Annotated in this window: 19 protein-coding genes, 1 pseudogene and 1 riboswitch; of the genes and pseudogenes, 6 read left to right on the forward strand and 14 right to left on the reverse strand. The window is 42.1% G+C overall.

Going from position 1 to position 21807, the window contains the following annotated elements:
- Positions 1-240, forward strand: a pseudogene (locus E0409_RS04630) (transposase); the annotation flags it as partial.
- Positions 241-541: 301 nt separating this feature from the next.
- On the opposite strand, the gene E0409_RS04635 reads toward E0409_RS04630, so the two are convergent.
- Both E0409_RS04635 and acs read right to left on the reverse strand, forming a co-directional pair.
- Entirely contained in the window at positions 542-1723 is a 1182-nt protein-coding gene (locus E0409_RS04635; protein ID WP_131288262.1) for an acyl-CoA dehydrogenase family protein, read from the reverse strand.
- Positions 1724-1855: 132 nt separating this feature from the next.
- The gene (acs, locus tag E0409_RS04640) at positions 1856-3799 is read right to left on the reverse strand and encodes an acetate--CoA ligase (protein ID WP_131288265.1); all 1944 of its coding nucleotides are present in this window, start codon (positions 3797-3799) and stop codon (positions 1856-1858) included.
- A gap of 290 nt (positions 3800-4089) precedes the next feature.
- Between acs and E0409_RS04645 the strand changes: the two genes are divergently transcribed.
- Entirely contained in the window at positions 4090-4671 is a 582-nt protein-coding gene (locus E0409_RS04645; RefSeq protein WP_131288268.1) for a DUF805 domain-containing protein, read from the forward strand.
- 111 nt (positions 4672-4782) lie between these two features.
- Entirely contained in the window at positions 4783-5760 is a 978-nt protein-coding gene (locus E0409_RS04650) for a mechanosensitive ion channel family protein (protein ID WP_131288270.1), read from the forward strand.
- Here the strand turns inward: E0409_RS04650 and E0409_RS04655 are convergent.
- The 5 genes from E0409_RS04655 to prfB all read right to left on the reverse strand — a co-directional run bounded on the left by E0409_RS04655 (position 5743) and on the right by prfB (position 10812).
- Complete coding sequence (locus tag E0409_RS04655) at positions 5743-6456, reverse strand: 16S rRNA (uracil(1498)-N(3))-methyltransferase (protein WP_131288273.1); 714 nt, start codon at positions 6454-6456, stop codon at positions 5743-5745. The genes E0409_RS04650 and E0409_RS04655 overlap by 18 nt on opposite strands.
- 217 nt (positions 6457-6673) lie before the next feature.
- Positions 6674-7954: a 3-deoxy-D-manno-octulosonic acid transferase gene (locus E0409_RS04660; RefSeq protein WP_131288275.1), complete on the reverse strand. Its 1281-nt coding sequence runs from the start codon at positions 7952-7954 to the stop codon at positions 6674-6676.
- 110 nt (positions 7955-8064) lie between these two features.
- Positions 8065-9141, reverse strand: a complete 1077-nt coding sequence (locus tag E0409_RS04665) for an alkene reductase (RefSeq protein WP_131288278.1) — start codon at positions 9139-9141, stop codon at positions 8065-8067.
- A gap of 39 nt (positions 9142-9180) precedes the next feature.
- Positions 9181-9483, reverse strand: a complete 303-nt coding sequence (locus E0409_RS04670; RefSeq protein ID WP_131288281.1) for an ArsR/SmtB family transcription factor — start codon at positions 9481-9483, stop codon at positions 9181-9183.
- Between the two features lie 233 nt (positions 9484-9716).
- Positions 9717-10812 (reverse strand): peptide chain release factor 2 gene (gene prfB / locus E0409_RS04675; RefSeq protein ID WP_131288284.1). Its coding sequence is split into 2 segments (ribosomal slippage): positions 9717-10739 and positions 10741-10812, totalling 1095 coding nucleotides; the frame shifts between segments, so codons are not numbered across the junction.
- Positions 10813-10994: 182 nt separating this feature from the next.
- On the opposite strand from prfB, the gene E0409_RS04680 reads away from it, so the two are divergent.
- The 3 genes from E0409_RS04680 to E0409_RS04690 all read left to right on the forward strand — a co-directional run bounded on the left by E0409_RS04680 (position 10995) and on the right by E0409_RS04690 (position 13884).
- On the forward strand, positions 10995-11807 hold the full coding sequence (locus E0409_RS04680; RefSeq protein ID WP_131288287.1) for a putative porin: 813 nt from the start codon (positions 10995-10997) through the stop codon (positions 11805-11807).
- 323 nt (positions 11808-12130) lie between these two features.
- Positions 12131-12910 carry a putative porin gene (locus E0409_RS04685; RefSeq protein ID WP_131288289.1) on the forward strand — a complete coding sequence of 260 codons (780 nt, stop codon included), beginning with the start codon at positions 12131-12133 and terminating at the stop codon, positions 12908-12910.
- Between the two features lie 170 nt (positions 12911-13080).
- The gene (locus E0409_RS04690) at positions 13081-13884 is read left to right on the forward strand and encodes a putative porin (RefSeq protein WP_131288292.1); all 804 of its coding nucleotides are present in this window, start codon (positions 13081-13083) and stop codon (positions 13882-13884) included.
- A 54-nt stretch (positions 13885-13938) separates the two neighbouring features.
- Here the strand turns inward: E0409_RS04690 and recJ are convergent, their stop codons facing one another.
- From recJ to E0409_RS04725, 7 genes are all read right to left on the reverse strand, one after another.
- Positions 13939-15642: a single-stranded-DNA-specific exonuclease RecJ gene (recJ, locus tag E0409_RS04695; protein ID WP_131288295.1), complete on the reverse strand. Its 1704-nt coding sequence runs from the start codon at positions 15640-15642 to the stop codon at positions 13939-13941.
- Positions 15643-16299 carry a pyridoxamine 5'-phosphate oxidase gene (gene pdxH / locus E0409_RS04700; RefSeq protein ID WP_131288298.1) on the reverse strand — a complete coding sequence of 219 codons (657 nt, stop codon included), beginning with the start codon at positions 16297-16299 and terminating at the stop codon, positions 15643-15645.
- A gap of 9 nt (positions 16300-16308) precedes the next feature.
- The gene (gene glmM / locus E0409_RS04705) at positions 16309-17640 is read right to left on the reverse strand and encodes a phosphoglucosamine mutase (RefSeq protein ID WP_131288301.1); all 1332 of its coding nucleotides are present in this window, start codon (positions 17638-17640) and stop codon (positions 16309-16311) included.
- Between the two features lie 126 nt (positions 17641-17766).
- Entirely contained in the window at positions 17767-19233 is a 1467-nt protein-coding gene (guaB, locus tag E0409_RS04710) for an IMP dehydrogenase (protein ID WP_131288303.1), read from the reverse strand.
- Between the two features lie 177 nt (positions 19234-19410).
- The gene (locus E0409_RS04715; protein WP_131288308.1) at positions 19411-19776 is read right to left on the reverse strand and encodes a YkgJ family cysteine cluster protein; all 366 of its coding nucleotides are present in this window, start codon (positions 19774-19776) and stop codon (positions 19411-19413) included.
- A 96-nt stretch (positions 19777-19872) separates the two neighbouring features.
- Entirely contained in the window at positions 19873-20670 is a 798-nt protein-coding gene (locus E0409_RS04720; protein ID WP_131288311.1) for an oxygen-binding di-iron domain-containing protein, read from the reverse strand.
- A gap of 182 nt (positions 20671-20852) precedes the next feature.
- Complete coding sequence (locus E0409_RS04725; protein WP_131288314.1) at positions 20853-21428, reverse strand: TMEM165/GDT1 family protein; 576 nt, start codon at positions 21426-21428, stop codon at positions 20853-20855.
- 72 nt (positions 21429-21500) lie between these two features.
- Positions 21501-21643: riboswitch (yybP-ykoY riboswitch) on the reverse strand.
- Between the last annotated feature and the right edge of the window lie 164 nt (positions 21644-21807).

A 21807-nucleotide genomic window follows, 5' to 3' on the forward strand; every position in this document is an offset into this window, starting at 1 on the left:
CTGATTAGTTGCATGGCGTGTGTAGTAACTTGGAGAATACAGCGCTGTACAGATGAACAAAATCAGAAAATCCGTATATTTCTGGCCCGTCTTTCAGGCAGGCAGCAGAAAAGGGGCAAGTTGGAAAGTGCACCTGCAATATTGGCAGGACTTTCGATTTTACTGAACACTCTTCAACTACTTTCGGAATATTCAATAGATGAACTGAATGAGATTGCTGCGATTGCATTAGGTACCTAAAGATGTGTAGATACCTATGCCCTCAAGGCTCGGCTTGAGGGTTTTTTTTATGCATAGACTTTTTTAATATTACTCATCTGCCCTTTCGATAAACATCTCACCTCTCCCTTGCTAACTCAGAATATATTCTGAGGGTTCTCATCTCCTAAAAGGAGAAACTTCCTCTCCCTGAGATAAATGGTTGGGGTGAGGGGAAAACGAAGGCTAAAGAGAAGACTACCCCTTTTTCGCTATTATTAAAAAAGAGCAGATACCTCAATAAAAAAGCCTCCCGAGATAGAGGCTTTTTTGAATAATCACATCAAGAATAAAAACTTGGATCAGGGACTTTACCTGTTAACACCCATTCCCCCACTTCCTGATATTTATAATCAATCGGGTCATGCAGCGTCTGGGTACGGACATTGCGCCAGAAACGGTCGAGATTCAGTTTGGCAGTCGTCGCGCGTGCACCCATCACCTGGAAAATATTTTGTGTCACAAACAGTGAAGTCTGGGTTGCAGCAATTTTTGCTGTGGCAATGGCAATACTCACTTCACCGCGCTGCTCGGCTGTTAATGCTTCACCCATGTTCCAGGCATTTTGCAAAGTCTCTACCGCTTTATTGGCCAGTAAACGCACGCCCTCAAGCTGCACATAAAACTCGGCAAAATGCTTTTGCGTAAATGGATCATTCACGGAATTTTCCACCAAAGATTTTGACCATGCTTTTTGAGTTTGCACGGTTTGTTTTGCTGTTTCAAAGGCGCCTTCTGCCACCCCTAAAAACAGATGCACAAAAATCAATTGTGCAATCAGCGGACGTAAACTCGAATACGGCGTACTCAGTGGGCCTGGATTTAACAGCAACTCATGCTGCTGGATTTTGACCTGCTCGAAATGACTGGTGCCGCTGTCGGTTTGGCGCTGTCCCATATTGTTCCAATCACCTAAAAAACTGACCCCGTCACGTACTGTGGGAATTACCCCAATCAGTAATTTCCCCTCATCATTATAGCCCGAGCAAAGCAGGATATCTGAATCCATCGAGCCTGAACAAAAGCTTTTATCGCCCTGAAATACATATTCCGTTTCAGAGACTTTGACTGCTGTAGTTCGTCGGTCTAAGGGATTTAAAGTATTGCCCCAAAACAGGTTTTCTTGTGCTGTTTGCTCCAACCATTTTCCATATTGTTCAGGTTGTGAAAACAGTTGCACCGTTGCAATCAGTAAATGGTGAAAACCATAGACATGCGCCAGTGAACTATCAGCTTGGGCAATGGTTCGAATGGTTTGAAAAACCGTTTTCCAGTCTGCCCCTTGCCCACCGTATTGGGTGGGAATAGAAAGACCCAGTAAGCCACTTTGACGGATTAAATCACGCTCGGATTTTGGATTGCCGCCTTGTTTATCACGTTCAGCAGCAGTCTTTGCAAACTGTTCCGCAAGTTGTTGAGCAATCTGTAATGGATTTGAATTTAAAAGTGGCGATGAGGCATTCATAATCATATCTATCTGTTTCTATATTTTTAGCTTAGCAGATGATGTTTTTCATCTTTATCTGAATGCCTGCAGTCCTTATACGTAAAATAAAAATACCGCCTGAAAAATGCAGGCGGTAATGACTAAAATGACTTAGTTCTTGGGATAGACTGTCGCGATCAGATTGTCCACCACCTGTGGATCTGCCAGGGTTGAGGTATCCCCCAAGGTATCCAGTTCATTGGCGGCAATCTTTCTTAAAATACGGCGCATGATTTTACCGGAACGGGTTTTCGGTAAAGCGGGTGCCCAATGCAAGGCATCGGGTGTAGCGACGGGTCCTAATACTTTACGCACCCAGTCGATCAGTTCTTTACGCAGCTCTTCGGATTCCTCAAAATCGGCCTGCAAGGTGACAAATGCACAGATACCCTGACCTTTAATGTCATGTGGCATACCGACTACCGCAGCTTCAGCCACATGCTCATGTGCCACCAAGGCACTTTCCACTTCTGCCGTGCCTAAACGGTGTCCAGAGACATTCAGTACATCATCCACCCGTCCGGTAATCCAGTAATAGCCATCCTTATCACGGCGGGCGCCATCTCCAGTGAAATAGCTTCCCGGATAAGTTGAGAAATAAGCTTCAATAAAACGTTCTGGATCACCCCAAATCGTGCGCATCTGACCCGGCCAGGAATCCTTGATGATCAGGTTACCTTCCGCTTCGCCTTCCAGTTCTTTGCCTTCAGCATCGACAATCGCGGGTTGGATGCCAAACAATGGTCGAGTAGCGGAACCCGGTTTTAAATCCGTGGCTCCCGGCAAAGGTGAAATTAAAATTCCGCCAGTTTCAGTTTGCCACCAGGTATCGACAATTGGACAACGGCTTTCACCGACCACGGTGTAATACCAGTTCCATGCTTCCGGGTTAATCGGCTCACCAACGGAACCAATTAAACGCAAGCTGCTGCGGTCACTTTCGCGGATAAAGGCATCACCTTCGCGCATCATGGCGCGAATCGCTGTCGGTGCTGTATACAGAATGGTGATATTGTGTTTGTCGACAATATGACCGGTACGCGCCCAAGTTGGATATTGTGGCACACCTTCAAACATTACAGTGGTTGTTCCAGTGGATAATGGCCCATACAGCACATAGGAATGCCCGGTAATCCAGCCCAAGTCTGCGGTACACCAGAACACATCATCCTGCTTGATATCGAACACTTCACGAAAAGTGGAGTTCACATAAGTGAGGTAGCCACCAGTGGTATGCAATACCCCTTTCGGCTTGCCGGTCGAACCCGAGGTATACAGAATGAATAAAGGATCTTCGGCATTCATCGGTTCAGGCGGGCAGATTTCATTGACCGACATGATTTCCATGTGATACCACAGGTCACGCCCTTCCTTGAGATCAATCGGATTGCCGGTACGGTACACCACAATCACATTTTGAACCGATTCGGTTCCCTGTACCTTGAGTGCCGCATCAACATTTTCTTTTAGTGGAATCGGCTTGCCACCACGCATGCCAGAATCGGCGGTAATCACGATTTTCGCCTGGCTGTCTTCAATACGACTGGCCAATGAGTCTGGTGAGAAACCACCAAATACGACACAGTGCACTGCACCAATTCGCGCACAAGCCAACATTGAAATGGCAGCTTCGGAGATCATTGGCATATACAACACCACACGGTCGCCTTTGGTCACCCCATTTTTTTTTAACACATTGGCAAAACGGCACACTTCATCATGCAATTCTTTAAACGAAATTATTTTATGTCGTGAAGGATGATCACCTTCCCAGATAATGGCCGGTTTATGCGGATGTTCTTTTAAATGACGGTCTAAACAGTTGGCACTGAGGTTCAGTTGCCCATCGGCGAACCATTCGATTTTGAAATTATCCTTATCAAAACTGGTATTTTTGACTTGGGTAAAAGGTTTAATCCAGTCCAGTTTATTGGCTTGCTCTGCCCAATACTCATCCGGCTGATCGATGGATTTCTGATAACGCTCGAAATATTCAGACTCAACGGTACGAGCGGTTTTTTTAAATTCTTCTGGTACAGGATAGATCTCTTTCATAAGTACTTCCTTGCTCTTCTTCATCTCATCACGAGATGCTATGCCACGTTATTGATTTTATTGACTGCATTTCCACAGTATGACGATTATTTTTCAACCACTCCAATCATGCTTTGGTCGTAGTTTATTTATACAATTTAAAACACAGACTGCTTATCGTATACAACAAAAAAAACAGTGTTATTCGTATCTGATCTGTTTATTTAATCTTATACTTTAACCATAAAATGTACTTTTAACTCTGCTAAATACAACATTTTTCTTATCTAAATTTTATCCGGAAAAAGCGTATGAACCCGCAAGACTCATCTCCTTTTTTTTCCCGACCTCAACCGAGCAGCTCAGATAATCCCCTGTCGCCAGAAGGTCGTTTTGGTCGTTTGAGTTCAATTGGCTGGTATGGTTTTGTGCATTTAATTACTTTCTTTGCCACGATTGCACTGAGCTTGGTCATGGGTATTTTCAACCTGAATACCCTGTCGGTAGACAATCAGTTTGTGAACACCATAACGGGAATCGCAGGACTCGGCTTCGTGGTTATTTTAGTGCTGTACATCTATCTGGTCATGGTCATTACCATACGCCGGTTGCATGACATGAACCGAAGTGGCTGGCTGATTCTGTTGTTTTTACTGCCTGTAGTAAATATTTTGCTCGGTTTATATTTACTGTTAGGTTCAGGTACAGCAGGAATCAACAACTATGGTTTGCCCCGTGAAACACCGGTCTGGGAAAAAATACTGGCCTGGTTGATGATTATTATCACTGTGTTAAGTTTCTTGGCTTCAGGCAGCATGGTGTCTTATATGTTCGGTAAGGGTGAACTGGAAATGCCGCAAGAAGTGATTCAAAAAGGCACTCAATATTTTTAAAAGCTGCTGACAGTTTCTTCACAAAACTACAGTGAATACCCCGTATGGCTGGTTAAATTATTGCTGAGTTTCAGGCAAAATAGCCCATAATTTTTATGATTCGGAAAACCAGTGGCTGAACAAAACAATGCCTTGAGTGAAGTGACTCAGGGCACATCCGATCTGTTGCAAGAAGCAGGTGAAAAAACGGCTCAAACCGTGCTTCAACATACCGCAAAATACAATGATGCCTACTCGACCATCGATAAATTTGTCGAGGCATTTTGGGAACGTTTACCTTATATCTGTATTGCGTTGGTGGTATTTACCCTCTTCTATTTACTGTCAAAATTGTTTAAATTTTTTGTCCGTAAAGCCTTGGCCGACCGCAGCTATACCAAACAAAATTTAGTTCTGGTACTCAACCGTGTTGGTAGTTCAGCCATTATTTTCTTTGGTTTCCTGATTGCCATGGTCATTGCCATTCCAGGATTCACCCCAGGTCAGCTGATGAGTGCCTTAGGGATTGGTTCGGTCGCGATCGGTTTCGCGTTCAAGGACATCTTCCAGAACCTGCTTTCCGGTATTCTGATTTTACTGGGCGAACCGTTTAAAATTGGCGATGACATTATCGTGTCGGGTATGGAAGGTACGGTTGAAGATATCCAGATTCGCGCGACCTTCTTGCGTTCACCCGATGGCCGTCGTATCGTGATTCCAAACGCAACGGTTTATACCAGCCCAGTAACGGTAAATACCGCCTATCAACGTCGCCGCTGTGAGTTTGTGGTCGGCATTGGCTATGAAGATGATGTGCAAAAAGCCAAAAACATCATCATGGGCATTTTGGATAAAGACCAAACCATCCTCAGCCAGCCAGCATTTAGTGTAAATGTCAGTGCGCTGGCAGATTTCTCAATTAACCTGAATGTGCGCTGGTGGGTAGATACCACTGAAACCACAACTTCAGCATCCATCAGTGACGTTCAAGAACATGTGATTGAAGCCTTTGCTGAACACAATATTTCTATTCCTTACCCAGTACAGGAAGTAAAAGTCTATCGTGGAAATGATGGAGCGGAAATGGCTGAATCAGCACGCGCTAAATAAGCGACCGAGCACATAAGGAATTACAGTTTCGGTTCGAATAATACGGTTGCCTAAGCTAACTGCTTGGCAGCCGTTTTTTATCAGTAAATCCACTTCATAAGGTATAAAACCACCTTCGGGTCCAATCACAATGGTACATGGATGATCAATTGCAAACGGCATTTTCAGGTCTGCATAAGGATGTGCCACATAAGCCGGATAATCTGCTGTAATTAAACCGGGCAAGATATCTTCAACAAAGGGTTTAAAACGTTTATAGATTTCAATTTTGGGTGCAATAGTATCCCCAGCTTGTTCTAAGCCAAGAGTTACATGTTGATCAAGCTGTTGTAAAAATGGGGTTTGCCAATAGCTTTTATCCACCCGATAACTGTGCAAAAGAATAATCTTTTCGACACCCAAGGTCACACTGTCCATAATTAAACGGCGTAGTACTTTCGGACGCGGCATCGCCACAATTAAAGTGACCGGTAATTTTGCCGGAACGGGTTCGATTTGAATCGGCTTGAGTTTAACCACTTGTTCAGTCACTTCGACCACTTCGGTCAGGTAACGTTGCCCTTCTCGAATACCGACTTTTAATGTATCACCTACTTGTATATTTATATGGTGTTTTAAATGTTCAAGCTGACGTTTAGAGCTAATCGACCAAAGCTCTGATTCAGTTTGGCGTGGGTCAAGAAGGACGATGTTCATAAATTATAAATCAACTATTAAAAGCAAAGTCACCTGCACAGCCACCTATCATTTCATGGCTTTATTTTACGTTGCGTAGGCATGTTCCTACTTTTGACAGAGCAAAAGTAGGCAAAACTCTTTGTTAGGCTAATGGTAAGTCCCTTTACCATAGCCTAACGGCGGCATCCATGCCGCCTCCGCGAAATAAATTTCAACGTAATGTATACAGGGCTTTTTAGAGATACTGATCAATCACCGCAATATGTTTGGCTAAAGAACCTGTATTTTTAAGCATGATCTGCTGTGCCTGTTGATTCAATTGCTTTGCAGCCACGTGATCATTTAACAGTTCAATTAAAACCTTCGCCGCCTGCTCTGCATCATCGACAACTTTTACCCCATCCACTGCGACAAATTCATTAACAATGGTCTGGAAGTTAAAGTAATTTTTACCCAAAACCGTCGGCACATTTAAGGCAATCGGCTCTAAAATATTATGTCCACCACCCGGTTCATTCAGCGAACCACCGACAAAGCAGACATGGCTTAAATCATACCACAGCCACATTTCCCCCATACTATCGGCTAAATATATTTGGGTGTCAGACTGAATAGATTCACCTAAACTACGACGTTGAGTTTTTAGATCTAGGCTTTCAGCAATCTGAAATACTTCATCGAAACGTTCCGGATGACGTGGCACCACAATCACCACAATTTCTGGATGTTGCGTCAGATAAGGCTTTAACGCGTTAAGTATTTTTTGTTCTTCTGGCGCATGCGTACTGGCAATGGTGATGATTTTACGTGCTGATAAATTCCAATCTTGTTTTAGTTGCTGAGCTTGTTGAATAAAGCTTTCAGGTGCTTGAATATCAAATTTAATACTACCCAACACCTGACTTTTATTTTCAGACATGCCCAAATTAAGAAAACGATCTAAGGTTGCTTGGTCTTGAGCCAGTAACTGGTCTAAACCACTGAGCATGCCTTGGCTAAGCCCTTGAACCTTACTGTAGCCTTTGGCTGATTTTTCCGAAAGTCGTGCATTGATCAATAAGCATGGCACTTTAAATTGCTGGGCTTGATCAATTAAATTCGGCCAAATTTCAGTTTCTACCAAGGCCAATAATTTCGGCTGATACTTTTGATAAAATGCCTGAACTAATTTTTTCTGATCGGCAGGCAAATACACTGCCTGAAACAAATGTTCATAGGGTGGTTTTAAAAAAAGGGACTTGGCACGAGCCTGTCCGGTCTTGGTGGTATTGGTCACTAAAACTGCATGACCCGATTTTAAATAGTGTTCGATTAAGGGTTGTGCCGCATTGGTTTCCCCCACCGAGACCACATGAAACCAGATGGCGTGCAAATTTTTCGGTGTCTGGAATGGGCCAAAACGCTCAAGACATTCTTGTTGCAATTGCTCCACATTCAACGCACGTTTTTTGATCCGCCATTGATACAATGGTTTAATGATTGATAATGCTGCGTTGTACCAAAAAGGAGTAGCCAAACAAGTTGCCTCAAATGATGTTCAATCAGCAAAATATAACAGAGCAGCCTTCACATGTTAATGAATTCTGCTCTGCCCAATGATTTATTCTGCTTTATTGATATATCAACTTAGCTTTCGGCTAGCTGTTTATTCAAGAAAGGATAATCGATATAACCTTCTGCTATATCGGTTCCAATCATATTTTCAAACTTCAATTCATTCAGTGGTTCATCTTCCACCAAGCGCTCAAACAGGTCAGGATTGGCAATATAGGCTTTACCAAAAGACACCGCTTCGGCTTTGCCCGATGCCAATAATTCAAGCGCATCTTCACGGCTTAAACGCATATTGGCAATATACGGCACACCGTTAGAACGTGCTTTCATATCCAGGCTGATGCTGTCTTCCGCCAAGTATTCACGGGTAAAGAAGAAAGCAATTTTACGCTGACCCAATTGTTCCAGCACATAACCAAAGGTTTCTTTTGGATTGGCATCGCCCATATCATGTTCATCACCACGTGGTGCCAAATGCACACCAACACGACCTGCGCCCCAGACTTCAATCAGGGCATCCACCACTTCAAGCAAGAAACGGGCACGGTTTTCAACCGAACCGCCATAGAGATCGGTACGTTTATTGGTTGAACTTTGCAAGAATTGGTCAATCAGATAACCATTGGCCGCATGCAACTCCACCCCGTCAAAACCCGCAGCTTTGGCACGAATGGCAGACTGTTTATATTGCTCGGTAATCGCTTGAATTTCAGAAATTTCCAGTGGACGAGGTACTACATATTCACGTTTTGGACGCAGTAAGCTTACATAACCCGCCTGTTTAACATCACTTGCAGAAACCGGTGTTTCACCGTTTAATAAATCAGGATGTGAAACACGACCAACATGCCACAATTGTGCCACGATCAAACCGTCTTTGTTATGCACAGCATCAGTAACCAGTTTCCAGCCTTCTACTTGCGCATCAGTAAATAAACCGGGGGTTTTTTCATAACCATTGGCTTCTTCTGAAATTACCGTTGCTTCTGAAATGATTAAACCTGCACTCGCACGTTGCGCATAGTATTCGGCCATCATTGGTGTAGGTACACGATCTACTGTGGCACGGCTACGTGTTAATGGTGCCATCACCACGCGGTTTTTAAGTTTAAGTTCACCAAATTGAATCGGTGTTGAAAAATCTGTCATCCAGCAATCCTCTTACAGCTTGCCCGGACTGATTAAAGTCTAAAGCGTATGCTGTAAATGTTGTAAAAACTCTTCGATCAGCGCTTCATTACGTGAGAAATAAGACCATTGCCCATATTTAGTAACATGAATCAGTCCTGCCTGTTGCAGCACCGATAAATGATTGGACATGGTCGATTGAGAGATATCGGCAATTTTTTCCATCTGCCCTGCGCACACGCCACGACTAAAATCTGTTCCACATTCTTCAACAGAAATATAGCGTTCAGGTTCTTTTAAACATTGCAGAATCTGACGTCTAATCGGGTTGGCTAAGGCTTTATAAATTGCTTCTGTGTCCATCTCATTTCACTCATGTTCATGATCAGCACCTTACCTAGAATCATTATATCGAATTTATACGATATTAATATCGAAATTTATCGATATTATATATTCATTTTGTAAATTGCTGCAATCTTGTACAAATTCACTCTATTCTAACATTGTCTGATCAATGGGTTGGATGAACTCGCATCACCCAATTTTAAAGCTAAAAAAACAGAGGACCGGCCTCTGTTTTTCCAGCAATAAACTTATAAACCCTGTTTTAAACTGGCTTCAATAAATTTATCCAGATCACCATCGAGGACTGCACCGGTGTTCGAGCTTTCCACACTGGTACGCAAGTCTTTAATCCGTGAGTCATCCAGTACGTATGAACGAATCTGGCTGCCCCAACCGATATCAGACTTGGTATCTTCCAGTGCCTGCGCAGCATCGGTACGCTTTTTCATCTCTAATTCATAGAGTTTTGCACGTAACTGTTTCCAGGCATGGTCACGGTTGGCATGTTGTGAACGCTGGTTCTGACATGCCACCACAATACCTGTTGGTGCATGGGTTAAACGTACTGCAGAGTCGGTTTTGTTAATATGCTGACCACCGGCACCCGATGCACGATAGGTATCGGTACGGACATCTGCCGGATTGATATCAATTTCGATGTTGTCATCGATTTCAGGTGATACAAAAACTGCAGAGAATGAAGTATGACGACGGTTACCCGAGTCAAATGGCGATTTACGCACTAAACGGTGGACACCGGATTCGGTACGTAACCAGCCATAGGCATACTCGCCTTCTACACGAATGGTCGCCGATTTAATCCCGGCAACATCACCGTCAGATTCTTCCATCAATTCTGCTTTAAAGCCGTGACGTTCAATCCAGCGCATATACATACGAAGCAACATGGATGCCCAGTCTTGTGCTTCCGTACCACCCGAACCGGCCTGAATTTCCACATAACATGGGTTCGGATCCATTGGATTACTGAACATACGACGGAATTCAAGTTTTGCCAGTTCCGATTCAGACGCATCTAACTCTGCTTGTACATCTTCAAGCAAGCTTTCGTCGTCTGCTTCAACCGCTAAATCAAGCAGCGCTTGCGCGTCTTCAAGCTGTGTTGATAAACCTTCAAGCACATTTAATACGTTTTCAAGCTCGCCTTTTTCTTTGGCCATCGCTTGCGCACGACTTTGATCATTCCAGATTGCTGGATCTTCTAACTCGCGGAGAACCTCTTCTAAACGCTCTTTTTTCAGATCGTAGTCAAAGATACCCCCGTAGTGTTTGACCACGGTCGTTTAAGTCTTTTAATTGGTTTAGATAAGGATTAATTTCCACGTGAATTACTCTCAATCAGAATATTAGGCTTAAATAGCCATCAATTATAACACAGAGCATGGATGCAATTTTAGAGGGCAGAGATGCAATAACAGTTGACCAAAATGTCTTTTTTATAAACAATTCGCATGTTTTTTATACATTATTACAATTTTATTACAACAATAACCTTTGGGGGTTTTATGAAACGCACTCTATTAGCGCTTGATCTTGCTGCAATTGCTTCTTCAAGTTTTGCTTATAATGCTCAATTAGATGGTGGCTTCACCTACACTGATCATGATGATAATTTTACCGATACAGACAATCAGTTTGAGCTAAAGGGTACTTTTTACTTTAATCCGGTTTCTACTAAAAATGCACCTCTTAATGAAGCCGCATTTTTAGGTCATAACAGCAATGCTTATCTTGGCTATACCTACAACTATTTAGAAAGCAAAACTATTTTAGCTACAAAATCTGAAGCTGATTTACATACAATTTATGGTGGAATTGAATATTTTATTGAACAATTTTATTTAAATGGTGAATTAGGTTTTGGTCAGAGTGAAATCAAAGTGACCTCTCCTTTGGGGAATGTCACTCACGATTCTGATGTTACAACTTATCGTGCATTAGTCGGTTATATGCCTGTATCGAATTTATTATTGGCGGCAGGTATTGATGGCTATCAAGGCGATAGTGACTTGGAAGATAATCGCTTCGCAGTACGTGCAAAATATGTAGCACCCATGGATCAAGGTCAATTTTTAAATCTGGAAGCTGACGGTGCATTTTGCGATGAAGATGAAGTGACCCTTGCTGCAGACTACTATTTCGACCGGGCTTTCAGCTTAGGTGCAGCTTATAATATTCAAGATGATGGCGAAGACGATGTTGATTTTTTCGCCATTCTTTCTAAATATTTCATTAATTCTAACTTTGCAGTGGGTGGTGAAGTTGGTTTTGGTAATGATATTCAAGCATTCAATATCAATGCAACTTATCGTTTTTAATTGAAAAAAAAGCACTCAAATGAATACTTAAAAACACGCTCAATTGAGGGTGTTTTTTTATGGTTAACTCATTATTATGTTACGAAATACTTAAAATTTTATTAAAAATTCACATAAATCCATTAACTCTCCACAATTTTAATAAAACAAAACATTTTAATATTCTTATATTTTTCAAATATTTATTAAATATTAATTACACAACATTACGTTAGAAACATTTCTGTAACTTTCCATGGATTGACCTGGTTTTGTTTTGCTCTAGACTGAAAGTTGTAACAAAAAATGTATTAATTTTAAACGAAATTTGAGGGGTAGTATCCATGAAAAAATTAGCCATTGCTTCAGCACTTCTTTCTGCTCTAGCTATTACGGGTACAGCAGCACATGCTTATCAGGCAGAAGTCGGTGCATCTGCAGGACTGATTGATCCTGATAATGGTAGCTCAAGCGGCTCTTTCGGTGTTGATGGCACCTACTACTTTAATCCGGTTCAAACCCGTAATGCTCCATTAGCCGAAGCAGCTTTCCTTGATCGTGCCAGTAACGTCAGCGCACAATATCAATATGATGAAGTCGGTGATACTGAAGCACATACTTATGGTGTAGGTGCAGAATACTTTGTACCTAATTCAGATTTTTACTTAAGTGGTAACGTGAATGGTCATGATCTTAAAGATAACGATGATCTAGACAATGATTTAACCACTTATGCTGCAGAAGTGGGTTATTTACCCGCACCTGGCCTGTTAATCGCCGCTGGTGTAAAAGGTTGGGATAATGACGTTGATGACGGCGTAGATCCAACATTACGTGCTAAATATGTCACCACACTCAGCAACGGTAAAGACATTAACTTGGAAGCCGGTGCCGCTTTTGGTGATCTAGATGAATATAATCTGGCAGCAGATTACTTTATTGATAAAACCATGAGCGTAGGCGTCGATTATCAAAGTAATGATATTTGGGATCAAAATGAATTCGGCGTGAGTGCACGTAAATTCTTTACCCCTCAAGTCAGCCTTGAAGGCCGTGTAGGTTTTGGTGAATACGGTAATAACGACTACAACAAATTTGGTGTAGCCGCAAAATACCGCTTCTAATCTCAACTCAAAATTAGTCAGTTATAAAAAACCCATCTTCGGATGGGTTTTTGCACTTCTAATAGGCGTTTAGGTATTTTTTGCACATTGACGGTGCGATTAATAGCTGTACAATCTGTTACAACTGTTCATCAAACAGTCATATTTTTATAATAAAGAGAGAAATCTAAATGCTTAAAAAACTTGCTCTTGCTACAGCGCTTTTGGCTGGTCTAGGAACTGCACACGCTTATCAAGCTGAACTTAACGTAGGCTATGAAAATACTGACTTTGACGATGTTAGTGGGGATTTAGATACTTTCTTCATCAATGGCAAATATTACCTAAATGGCGTTCAAGTTAAAAATGCTCCTCTTGCTGAAGCAGCATTCTTAGATAAAGCCAGCAATATTGGTTTAGGTTATGCCAATGCAAGTGGTGATGGGGATGAAGATATTGATGTTTTTGGTGTAAGCGGTGAGTTTTTTATTCCAAATACCCAATTCTATGTAAGCAGTGCAATTAACCAAGTTGACTTTGGTGATGATGACAATACTGGTTATGCATTTGAAGTCGGCTATCTACCAATCAATGGCTTATTATTAGCTGTAGGTGCAGCAGATGAAAATGTAGACCCTGTTCAAGTGGCTAATTATGGTTTTGTACCTAATCTTTTAAATGCAGTCACTGTAGGTGATGATACAGCAGTATCTCTACGGGCAAAATATGTGACTCAGATTGGTAACCATTATACCAATTTCGAAGGTTTAACTTATTTTGGTGATGAAACGACTTACCGTTTAGCTGCTGATCTTTATATCGATCCAACACTGGGTGTTGGTGTATCAATTGCAGATTCTACTGAAGATAATTCAGATACAATATTTGGTTTACGGGCACAAAAATTCTTTACTCCAACGATTGCTGCTGGTTTAAATTATACGACCACTGATGGCGTAGATTCATTCGGTATCAATGGTACTTTCCGCTTCTAATTCCCAGATTAAAAGCAAAAAAAACCGTTCAATTGAGCGGTTTTTTTACTGAAATCATTGTTCCAGATGTGCAATCCGCATCTGTAGGCTGACATTGCCATTAAATTCATTTTTATCGAGCTCATACACCAGTCGAACACTATCTTGCATGGCATCAAATTCGAATTTTTCACTGGCATTAAAGGCAATCGCTTCCACAATTTGACCATTTTCCAAAGCCAAACGCAGTTTTAAATGGGTTTCTTTTAACCAGCGATAATCTAAGACTTTGAATACACCTTCAAAAATCGGTGATGGAAATTTTTGTCCCCACGGCGTTAGATTTTGCAGCAGATCGACGGTGTCAATTTGAAAAGTTGCGGTCGGCAATTCACCATCGGTCCATAAGGTGGCATGAAACAGCGATTCATCCATAGTCGAGATGAGTTGCTCAAAAGCCTGTTTGAATTCTTCAAAATGCTGTTTCTGAATCGTTAAACCTGCTGCTGCGGCATGTCCACCAAAGTGACTGACTAAATGTGGATGTTGTTCCGCAATCAGTTCAATCGCATCTCGAATATGCACGCCTTCAATTGAGCGTGCAGAACCTTTGATATGAATGCCATCATCATCTGCCGCAAAAACGATGCTCGGACGATGAAACTGTTCTTTCAGACGACCCGCAACAATACCAATCACGCCTTGATGCCAATGTGGTTCAAATAAAATTAAAGCTGCAGGTAAATCTGCCTGATCCAATTGCAAGGTTGCTAATTCAGATAAAGCCTCTTGTTTCATCTGCGCTTCAACCTGGCGACGTTCAACATTGAGCTGATTCAACTGCTGTGCCAATGGATAGGCAGTTTGCATATCGCTCGCCATGAGACATTCAATCCCAATGTCCATGGTTTCCATACGCCCAGCGGCATTAATTCGAGGTCCAAGCACAAAGCCTAAATCTTGGGCTTTGAGTTGAGACGGTTCTCGTCCTGCAATATCAAGTAAAGCACTTATCCCGGCACGACATTGATTTTGCTGAATCCGTTTAACCCCGGCATCCACCAAGATCCGGTTGTTATAATCCAGACTTGCAACGTCTGCATAAGTACCCAGTGCAACCAGGTCTAAATACTGTGCAACCTTGGAAGTCGATTTTCCTGATTTACTTCGGTAACTCGACAGGTTGGCAAGCAAGTAAAATGCCACGCCTACCCCCGCCAAGGCCTTACTTGGAAATTCACAGCCCAATTGATTTGGATTGACTACGGCTTCAGCTTTTGGGGTTTCTTTGGTGGTCAGATGGTGATCAGTAATAATCACCTGCATGCCATGCGCTTGGGCTTGCTCAACCCCTGCATGACTGGAAATACCGTTATCCACCGTAATCAACAGGTCTGGCTGATACTTGGTAAAAGCCAGGTCGGCAATTTTAGGGGTTAAACCGTAGCCATATTTAAAACGGTCAGGAACTAAATATTCAACATTGCCGCCCATATCTCGTAAAGCTAGAACCATCAATGCGGTGCTGGTTGCACCATCGGCATCATAATCACCGACAATGACTATTTTCTTATTTTCATCAATGGCTTGATCCATAATTTGAATGGCTTGCTCTAAACCTTTCATATTTGGAGCGAGTAAATGTTTCAGTTTAAGTTCGAGTTCTTGTTCAGATTGCACACCACGGCGCGCTAAAATTTGCGCAATAAAGGGCGACACGCCCTGAATATTTTCAGGGCGTGTAATAAAAGGTCGTTGCTGAATCAGTGTTTTTGGCATTTAAGGCATGAGCCGTTGTAATTTCCATGTACCATCGATTCTTTCATAACTTAAGCGGTCATGTAAACGATTTGGACGACCTTGCCAAAATTCGTAATAGTCCGGCACCAAACGGTAGCCACCCCAGAATTCGGGTTTAGCCAACTCTGTTTTATCACTTACCTGATCTTGCAAGGTTTGGAAACGTGTTTGTAATTCTTCACGACTGGCAATGACACCACTTTGTGGCGTGCTAATATGCGCTGCAATCTGGCTATCACGTGGACGTTTATGATAATAGTCAGTCGATTCTTCTAAAGAGATCTTTTCAACTTTACCACTGACGCGAATTTGACGTTCCAGTTCAGGCCAATAAAACAACAATTCCGCATATGGATTCGCAATTAAATCCAAGCCTTTTTGACTGTCATAATTACTATAAAAGTCATAACCCGCTTCAGTTGCGCCACGCAATAATACGGTACGTACATGTGGACGACCTTGCGCATTTGCCGTTGCCAAATACATAGCATAGGGTTCATGCAATTTGGCTTCTAAAGAGGCGTTAAACCACGTTAGGAACTGCACATGTGGATTTTCATCCACGTGAGCTTCGTGTAATTCACCTTTTTGGTAACTTAAGCGAAGTTCACTCAAATCTTTAATTACATCATTCATATTGTTACCTTAAGCAGCATTGGTACGGACAGCATCTGCAAGATGGTTGGCTAAATCCGTTACTTCCTGAAGATCATCACCTTCCACCATCACACGAATGACAGGTTCAGTTCCTGATTTACGAATCAGTAAACGACCACGACCTTTCAGTTGTTGTTCAGCTTTTTCAAATTCAGTCAGCAGTGCAGGTACAGCATAGGGATCAAACATTGCCTCTAAACGAACATTCACCAGTACATTGGGCAATAAATGGAAGTCTGCAACCAATTCATGTAGGGCTTTTTTCTGTTCAACCATAACAGTCAACACTTGCAAGGCTGCAATAATCGCGTCACCTGTGGTGCTCTTATCTAAGGTCAGAATATGCCCAGATGGTTCACCCCCAATTACCCAGCCATTGTCATCCAGTGCCTGCAACACATAACGGTCACCTACACTGGCACGTACAAATGGAACTTGCGCTTTTTCTAAAGCCAATTCAAGTGCCATATTGCTCATTACGGTACCAACAATTCCTGCAGGTTTATGGTTGGCTTGTGTGGCAAGAATATAGAGGATGTTATCGCCATCAACTAACTGACCATTTTTATCGACCAAGACCACCCGGTCTGCATCACCATCAAAGGCAATACCTAAATCTGCCTGATGTTCAACTACTGCATTTTGTAGGTTTTCCGGATGGGTTGAACCACAATTTTCATTGATGTTTAAACCATTCGGTTCATTGTGAAGAGCAACAACAGTTGCACCCAATTCCTTAAATACCGAAGGACCTACGTTATAAGCTGCACCATTGGCACAGTCCACCACAATCTTTAAATTACTTAAATCAAAATGGTAAGGGAATGTTGATTTACAAAACTCAATATAACGACCGTTGGCATCTTTGACACGAACGCTTTTACCCAAGTTTGCGGTATCTTCAATTTTCAATTCTTTTTCAAGTTCTTGATTAATTGCGTCTTGAATTTCATCAGGCAATTTTTTTCCTTCACTTGAGAAGAACTTAATCCCATTATCAAAATAAGGGTTATGCGAAGCTGAAATCACAATGCCTAAACTGGCATGCATTGCACGAGTTAAATGTGCAATAGCCGGGGTTGGTAATGGACCCAATAAATGAACATAAACACCGGCAGCATTTAAACCTGCTTGTAGAGCTGATTCTAAAATATAGCCAGATAAACGGGTATCTTTACCCATAACAACGATGGGTTTTTTCTTATTGCTCATTTGTTTTAAAACTTTACCTGCTGCAAAGCCCAACTTGAGCGCAAATTCAGGTGTAATTGGAAGCTCCCCAAACTTTCCACGAATACCATCTGTTCCAAAATAACTCATTTTTTACTCACTTTTTATACATTTATGGGGGACATTGAGCATCCCATTTTGCTGTAAATACTTTACACCAAAATCAAAAAAGCCGTCATATAAATGACGGCTTTTCATAGCTTGGATTACTAAAAATCAACCAACACGGTAGTTTGGCGCTTCTTTAGTAATGGTCACATCATGCACATGCGATTCAGACATACCGGCTGAAGTGATTTTTACGAACTTCGCATTTTGACGAAGATCTTCAATCACTGCAGAACCCGTGTAGCCCATAGATGAACGTAAACCGCCCATCATTTGGTGCACGATATTACCCATAGGACCTTTGTAAGGTACGCGACCTTCAATGCCTTCTGGTACTAATTTTTCAGCACCCGCTTTAGAGTCCTGGAAATAACGGTCTGCAGAACCAGTCGCACCCGCCATTGCACCCAATGAACCCATACCGCGGTATGCTTTGTAGTAACGACCCTGGAAGAATTCAACTTCACCCGGTGCTTCTTCAGTACCTGCAAGCAGTGAACCGACCATGATCGTGCTGGCACCTGCACCAATAGCTTTCGCCATGTCGCCAGAGAAGCGAATACCACCATCAGCGATCAAAGGAATCTGTTCCTTCAATGCATTGGCAACAGAATCAATTGCAGAGATTTGTGGCATACCAATACCTGCAACAATACGCGTAGTACAGATTGAACCAGGACCAATACCGACTTTAACCGCATCCGCACCTGCATCAAGTAAAGCCAATGCAGCATCGCCCGTTGCAATGTTACCGCCAATCACTTGAACTTGCGGATAGTTGGCTTTAACCCAGCGAACACGTTCAATTACACCCGCAGAGTGACCGTGTGCAGTATCCACCACAATCGCATCCACACCCGCTTCAACCAGTGCTTCAACACGTGCAGGTGTTTCTATACCCGTACCTACTGCCGCACCAACGCGTAAACGACCAAGGTCATCTTTACAGCTATTTGGATAAAGCTCTGCTTTACGGAAATCAGTGACCGTAATTAAGCCTTTCAATTCGTTGTTATCACCAACAACCAATACTTTTTCAATACGGTTTTTTTGTAATAAGGCTTGGATATTTTCTTTAGATTCGTTTTCACGAACAGTCACCAAGCGGTCTTGACCAGTCATGATGTTGCTAACTGGCTGCTCTAAATTGGTGACAAAACGTGTATCACGACCGGTCACGATCCCGACAACTTTTCCATCTTTAACAACAGGTACACCGCTGATATTGTTGGCTTGAGTAATCGCAATCAATTCACGAACGGTTGTTTCTGGAGTCACAGTGATAGGATCTTTCACCATCCCTGCTTCAAATTTTTTCACACGACGTACTTCAGCTGCTTGAGCAGAAATATCCATGTTTTTATGCAGGATGCCGATACCACCGTTTTGCGCCATCGCAATTGCCATACGTGATTCTGTCACAGTATCCATTGCGGCTGAAACAAGGGGGATATTCAAATTAATGCCACGAGTAAGGCGTGTCTTTAAGGAGACATCTTTTGGGAGAACAGTTGAGTAGGCAGGGAGTAATAAGACATCATCGAAGGTTAGCGCTTCTTGAACGATGGTCAACATAACAGTCTCACTGGTAATTTCCGTGCGCCATTATAAACAAAAAAAACAGTTTTATTCATGTTAATTTCAAACAGCAATGCAAAATAAATTTGCATTGCTGAAGATTTACGATGTTTTCTTGTTCAAAAACAGTAACTCTGCTGCATTACGATGCTTAAGGTTTAATTTTATCTACTATTAAACGACCTGATCAAAATTATCATCATTGATCGGTTCTGCTGTTTCGATGGGTATAAATGGAATCATATTGTAGGCACGGCGGGCTTTATTACATTGCTCATCGGCGATTTGCACTTCTTTGCAACTGGAACTGCGCACTGTATAAATTGCACAACTGACCTGTTCACCAATTTTCCCCTCGAGCGCTACACAATAAGGCTGTGCCTGATTGGTGCCTTGCATACATGAATATACCGCAGTGAGCGGTTCAGTATACTGCTCGGGTATGGGAATGCCTTCCGCCCAATAGAATGAAACTCGGAAATGAGCACAACATGCTCCACAACTCAAACACGCATCCTGCGTAGCGACTTGAGACAACATTTCTTAAATTCTCGTCATCAAAGGTTTAATTTTTAGCGAGAAATTTTAAAAAATGTTGCTTTTATACGCAAGAAAAATCAGTGAACAGCAGAGATTTTATTCTGGACAGGTAAATACCGTTTCATCCATCAAGTCTGTACCGCACTGTAAAGTTTCAATCCAATCCAGGAACTGGTTAATCTGCTCTTTACCCATGAATGGGGTACCGTGCTGTGGCACGATCATTTCAATATCCATAGTACGAACCATATTGACCCAAAGACGAATCACTTTATTTGAACACATATAGCGTTGATGAAAGCTTTTCATCTTGGGAATATGCGCTGCAAAATTTTCCAGTGGCTTAGAAGCATCATCAACCATCGATGCGCCCATATCGCCTGAAAATAAAATTTTTGCAATCGGGTCGTAAAATTGGAAGTTGCCAACCGAATGCAGGAAATGCGCAGGAACAACAATAATACGTGATTCGCCCAAAGGAATGATTCCACCGTGGTCTGGCAATTCAATCAAGCGTTCCAGCCATCCACCTTTCATTCGGTCACTCATAAATGCCGAGTTCAAATGCGGTAAGAAACGCGCCCAAAGTTTAGAAGCCACTACTTTGGCTTCGGTATACACCAACCAGCGTGGCATTGAGGTAATAATATCGGGGTCTTGATGGGAAGCCATGACATAATCAAGATTGGTCAAGCGGGTATATTTATTCAGTTCCATAGTCAGTGGGACATAGGTTAAATCACCGCCTGGATCTAGCACTGCGGCACGTTCATTATCTAAAATCAGAAATTGGTTGGCTTGTACCCCTTCACCTTTGACCAGACTGGTAAAGCTAATACATTTATGTGTGCCATTATCAAATAACACTTGTGATGTAGTGCGATCAAATGCCATAACCCATTCCCCAAAATATCGTTGTAAAAGTGCATTTTTATGCCATACAACATATAGGGAATTATGGCGGTTTACAACAAACATGCATTGAAATATTGTCATATTTATCAGTAAATTGTGATGCGTTTTGCAATAAAAAATCCCGACTAAAATGCCAGGATTTTTTTCACTACGATTCAACTTTAGAAGAAATAATGTTGCACCAAGGTTGCAACACCAATAATTAAGAAAATGCTTGCGCCAATCTTATGAATCAGTGGAATTGGCAATTTATCAGCCAGTTTATTTCCGACAAAGACTGCCGGTGCATTGGCAATCATCATCCCAATTGTCGTTCCTAGCATCACCCAGAACACACTGTCAAAACGCGCAGCCAGAGCAACGGTTGCCACCTGGGTCTTGTCGCCTATTTCAGCCAGGAAGAACAGCACAAAGGTTGCTCCAAACACACCATATTTTTGCCATTTATTAATATTATCGGTTTCATCTTCCAGTTCATCTGGAACAAGCATCCACAGCGCCATCGCGATAAAACCAACTGATACAATCCACAGCAACACATCCGGATTAAGGACCGTGGTAATCCACTGACCAAGCATAGCCGATATCCCATGGTTCAATAAGGTTGCCAGTAAAATAGCAAGTAGGATCGGAACGGGTTTACGAAAGCGTGCCGCAAGTAAAAGTGCTAATAATTGAGTTTTATCGCCCATTTCAGCGAGGGCAACAATAGCGGTAGAGATAAGCAGTTCATGCATGTGATCTTTCTCTGGCTAGCAAAATTTGCCGATGACTTATCGCCCCTGCTAGCCAAAATCTGCGGAGTGATAAATCAAAGGTCTTGCCAACAAAAGAAGCTTTAAAAAAAGCTGATTTGGTTCTTTGCTATGATGACCATGTTCTGTTGAACAATTATGTTGACCATCACCTTTTTACATTGCGTAAAAAGCGGCTACTCCCCAATGAAGTGATGTGATTTTAATCGCAAAGCAGTTTTTTATCAAATCAATTTACTGCCTGGCTTTTAGAATATAGATTAAAAATAAATAAAATTAAACGATGAGGATTAGATGAGTCGTATGTTCCCGACATCTTCATTATCCGTGACCATAAAAAAACCCTGCCGAAGCAGGGTTT

It is taken from the genome of Acinetobacter sp. ANC 4862, assembly GCF_004336635.1.
Classification (GTDB): Bacteria; Pseudomonadota; Gammaproteobacteria; order Pseudomonadales; family Moraxellaceae; genus Acinetobacter.

What these genes read in the sequence shown, in the direction of transcription:
- E0409_RS04635 (WP_131288262.1), bottom strand. Translation starts at nt 1,723, where the DNA reads ATGAATGCCTCATCGCCACTTTTAAATTCAAATCCATTACAGATTGCT.
- acs (WP_131288265.1), bottom strand. Translation starts at nt 3,799, where the DNA reads ATGAAAGAGATCTATCCTGTACCAGAAGAATTTAAAAAAACCGCTCGT.
- E0409_RS04645 (WP_131288268.1), top strand. Translation starts at nt 4,090, where the DNA reads ATGAACCCGCAAGACTCATCTCCTTTTTTTTCCCGACCTCAACCGAGC.
- E0409_RS04655 (WP_131288273.1), bottom strand. Translation starts at nt 6,456, where the DNA reads ATGAACATCGTCCTTCTTGACCCACGCCAAACTGAATCAGAGCTTTGG.
- E0409_RS04665 (WP_131288278.1), bottom strand. Translation starts at nt 9,141, where the DNA reads ATGACAGATTTTTCAACACCGATTCAATTTGGTGAACTTAAACTTAAA.
- E0409_RS04670 (WP_131288281.1), bottom strand. Translation starts at nt 9,483, where the DNA reads ATGGACACAGAAGCAATTTATAAAGCCTTAGCCAACCCGATTAGACGT.
- E0409_RS04680 (WP_131288287.1), top strand. Translation starts at nt 10,995, where the DNA reads ATGAAACGCACTCTATTAGCGCTTGATCTTGCTGCAATTGCTTCTTCA.
- E0409_RS04685 (WP_131288289.1), top strand. Translation starts at nt 12,131, where the DNA reads ATGAAAAAATTAGCCATTGCTTCAGCACTTCTTTCTGCTCTAGCTATT.
- E0409_RS04690 (WP_131288292.1), top strand. Translation starts at nt 13,081, where the DNA reads ATGCTTAAAAAACTTGCTCTTGCTACAGCGCTTTTGGCTGGTCTAGGA.
- recJ (WP_131288295.1), bottom strand. Translation starts at nt 15,642, where the DNA reads ATGCCAAAAACACTGATTCAGCAACGACCTTTTATTACACGCCCTGAA.
- pdxH (WP_131288298.1), bottom strand. Translation starts at nt 16,299, where the DNA reads ATGAATGATGTAATTAAAGATTTGAGTGAACTTCGCTTAAGTTACCAA.
- glmM (WP_131288301.1), bottom strand. Translation starts at nt 17,640, where the DNA reads ATGAGTTATTTTGGAACAGATGGTATTCGTGGAAAGTTTGGGGAGCTT.
- guaB (WP_131288303.1), bottom strand. Translation starts at nt 19,233, where the DNA reads ATGTTGACCATCGTTCAAGAAGCGCTAACCTTCGATGATGTCTTATTA.
- E0409_RS04715 (WP_131288308.1), bottom strand. Translation starts at nt 19,776, where the DNA reads ATGTTGTCTCAAGTCGCTACGCAGGATGCGTGTTTGAGTTGTGGAGCA.
- E0409_RS04720 (WP_131288311.1), bottom strand. Translation starts at nt 20,670, where the DNA reads ATGGCATTTGATCGCACTACATCACAAGTGTTATTTGATAATGGCACA.
- E0409_RS04725 (WP_131288314.1), bottom strand. Translation starts at nt 21,428, where the DNA reads ATGCATGAACTGCTTATCTCTACCGCTATTGTTGCCCTCGCTGAAATG.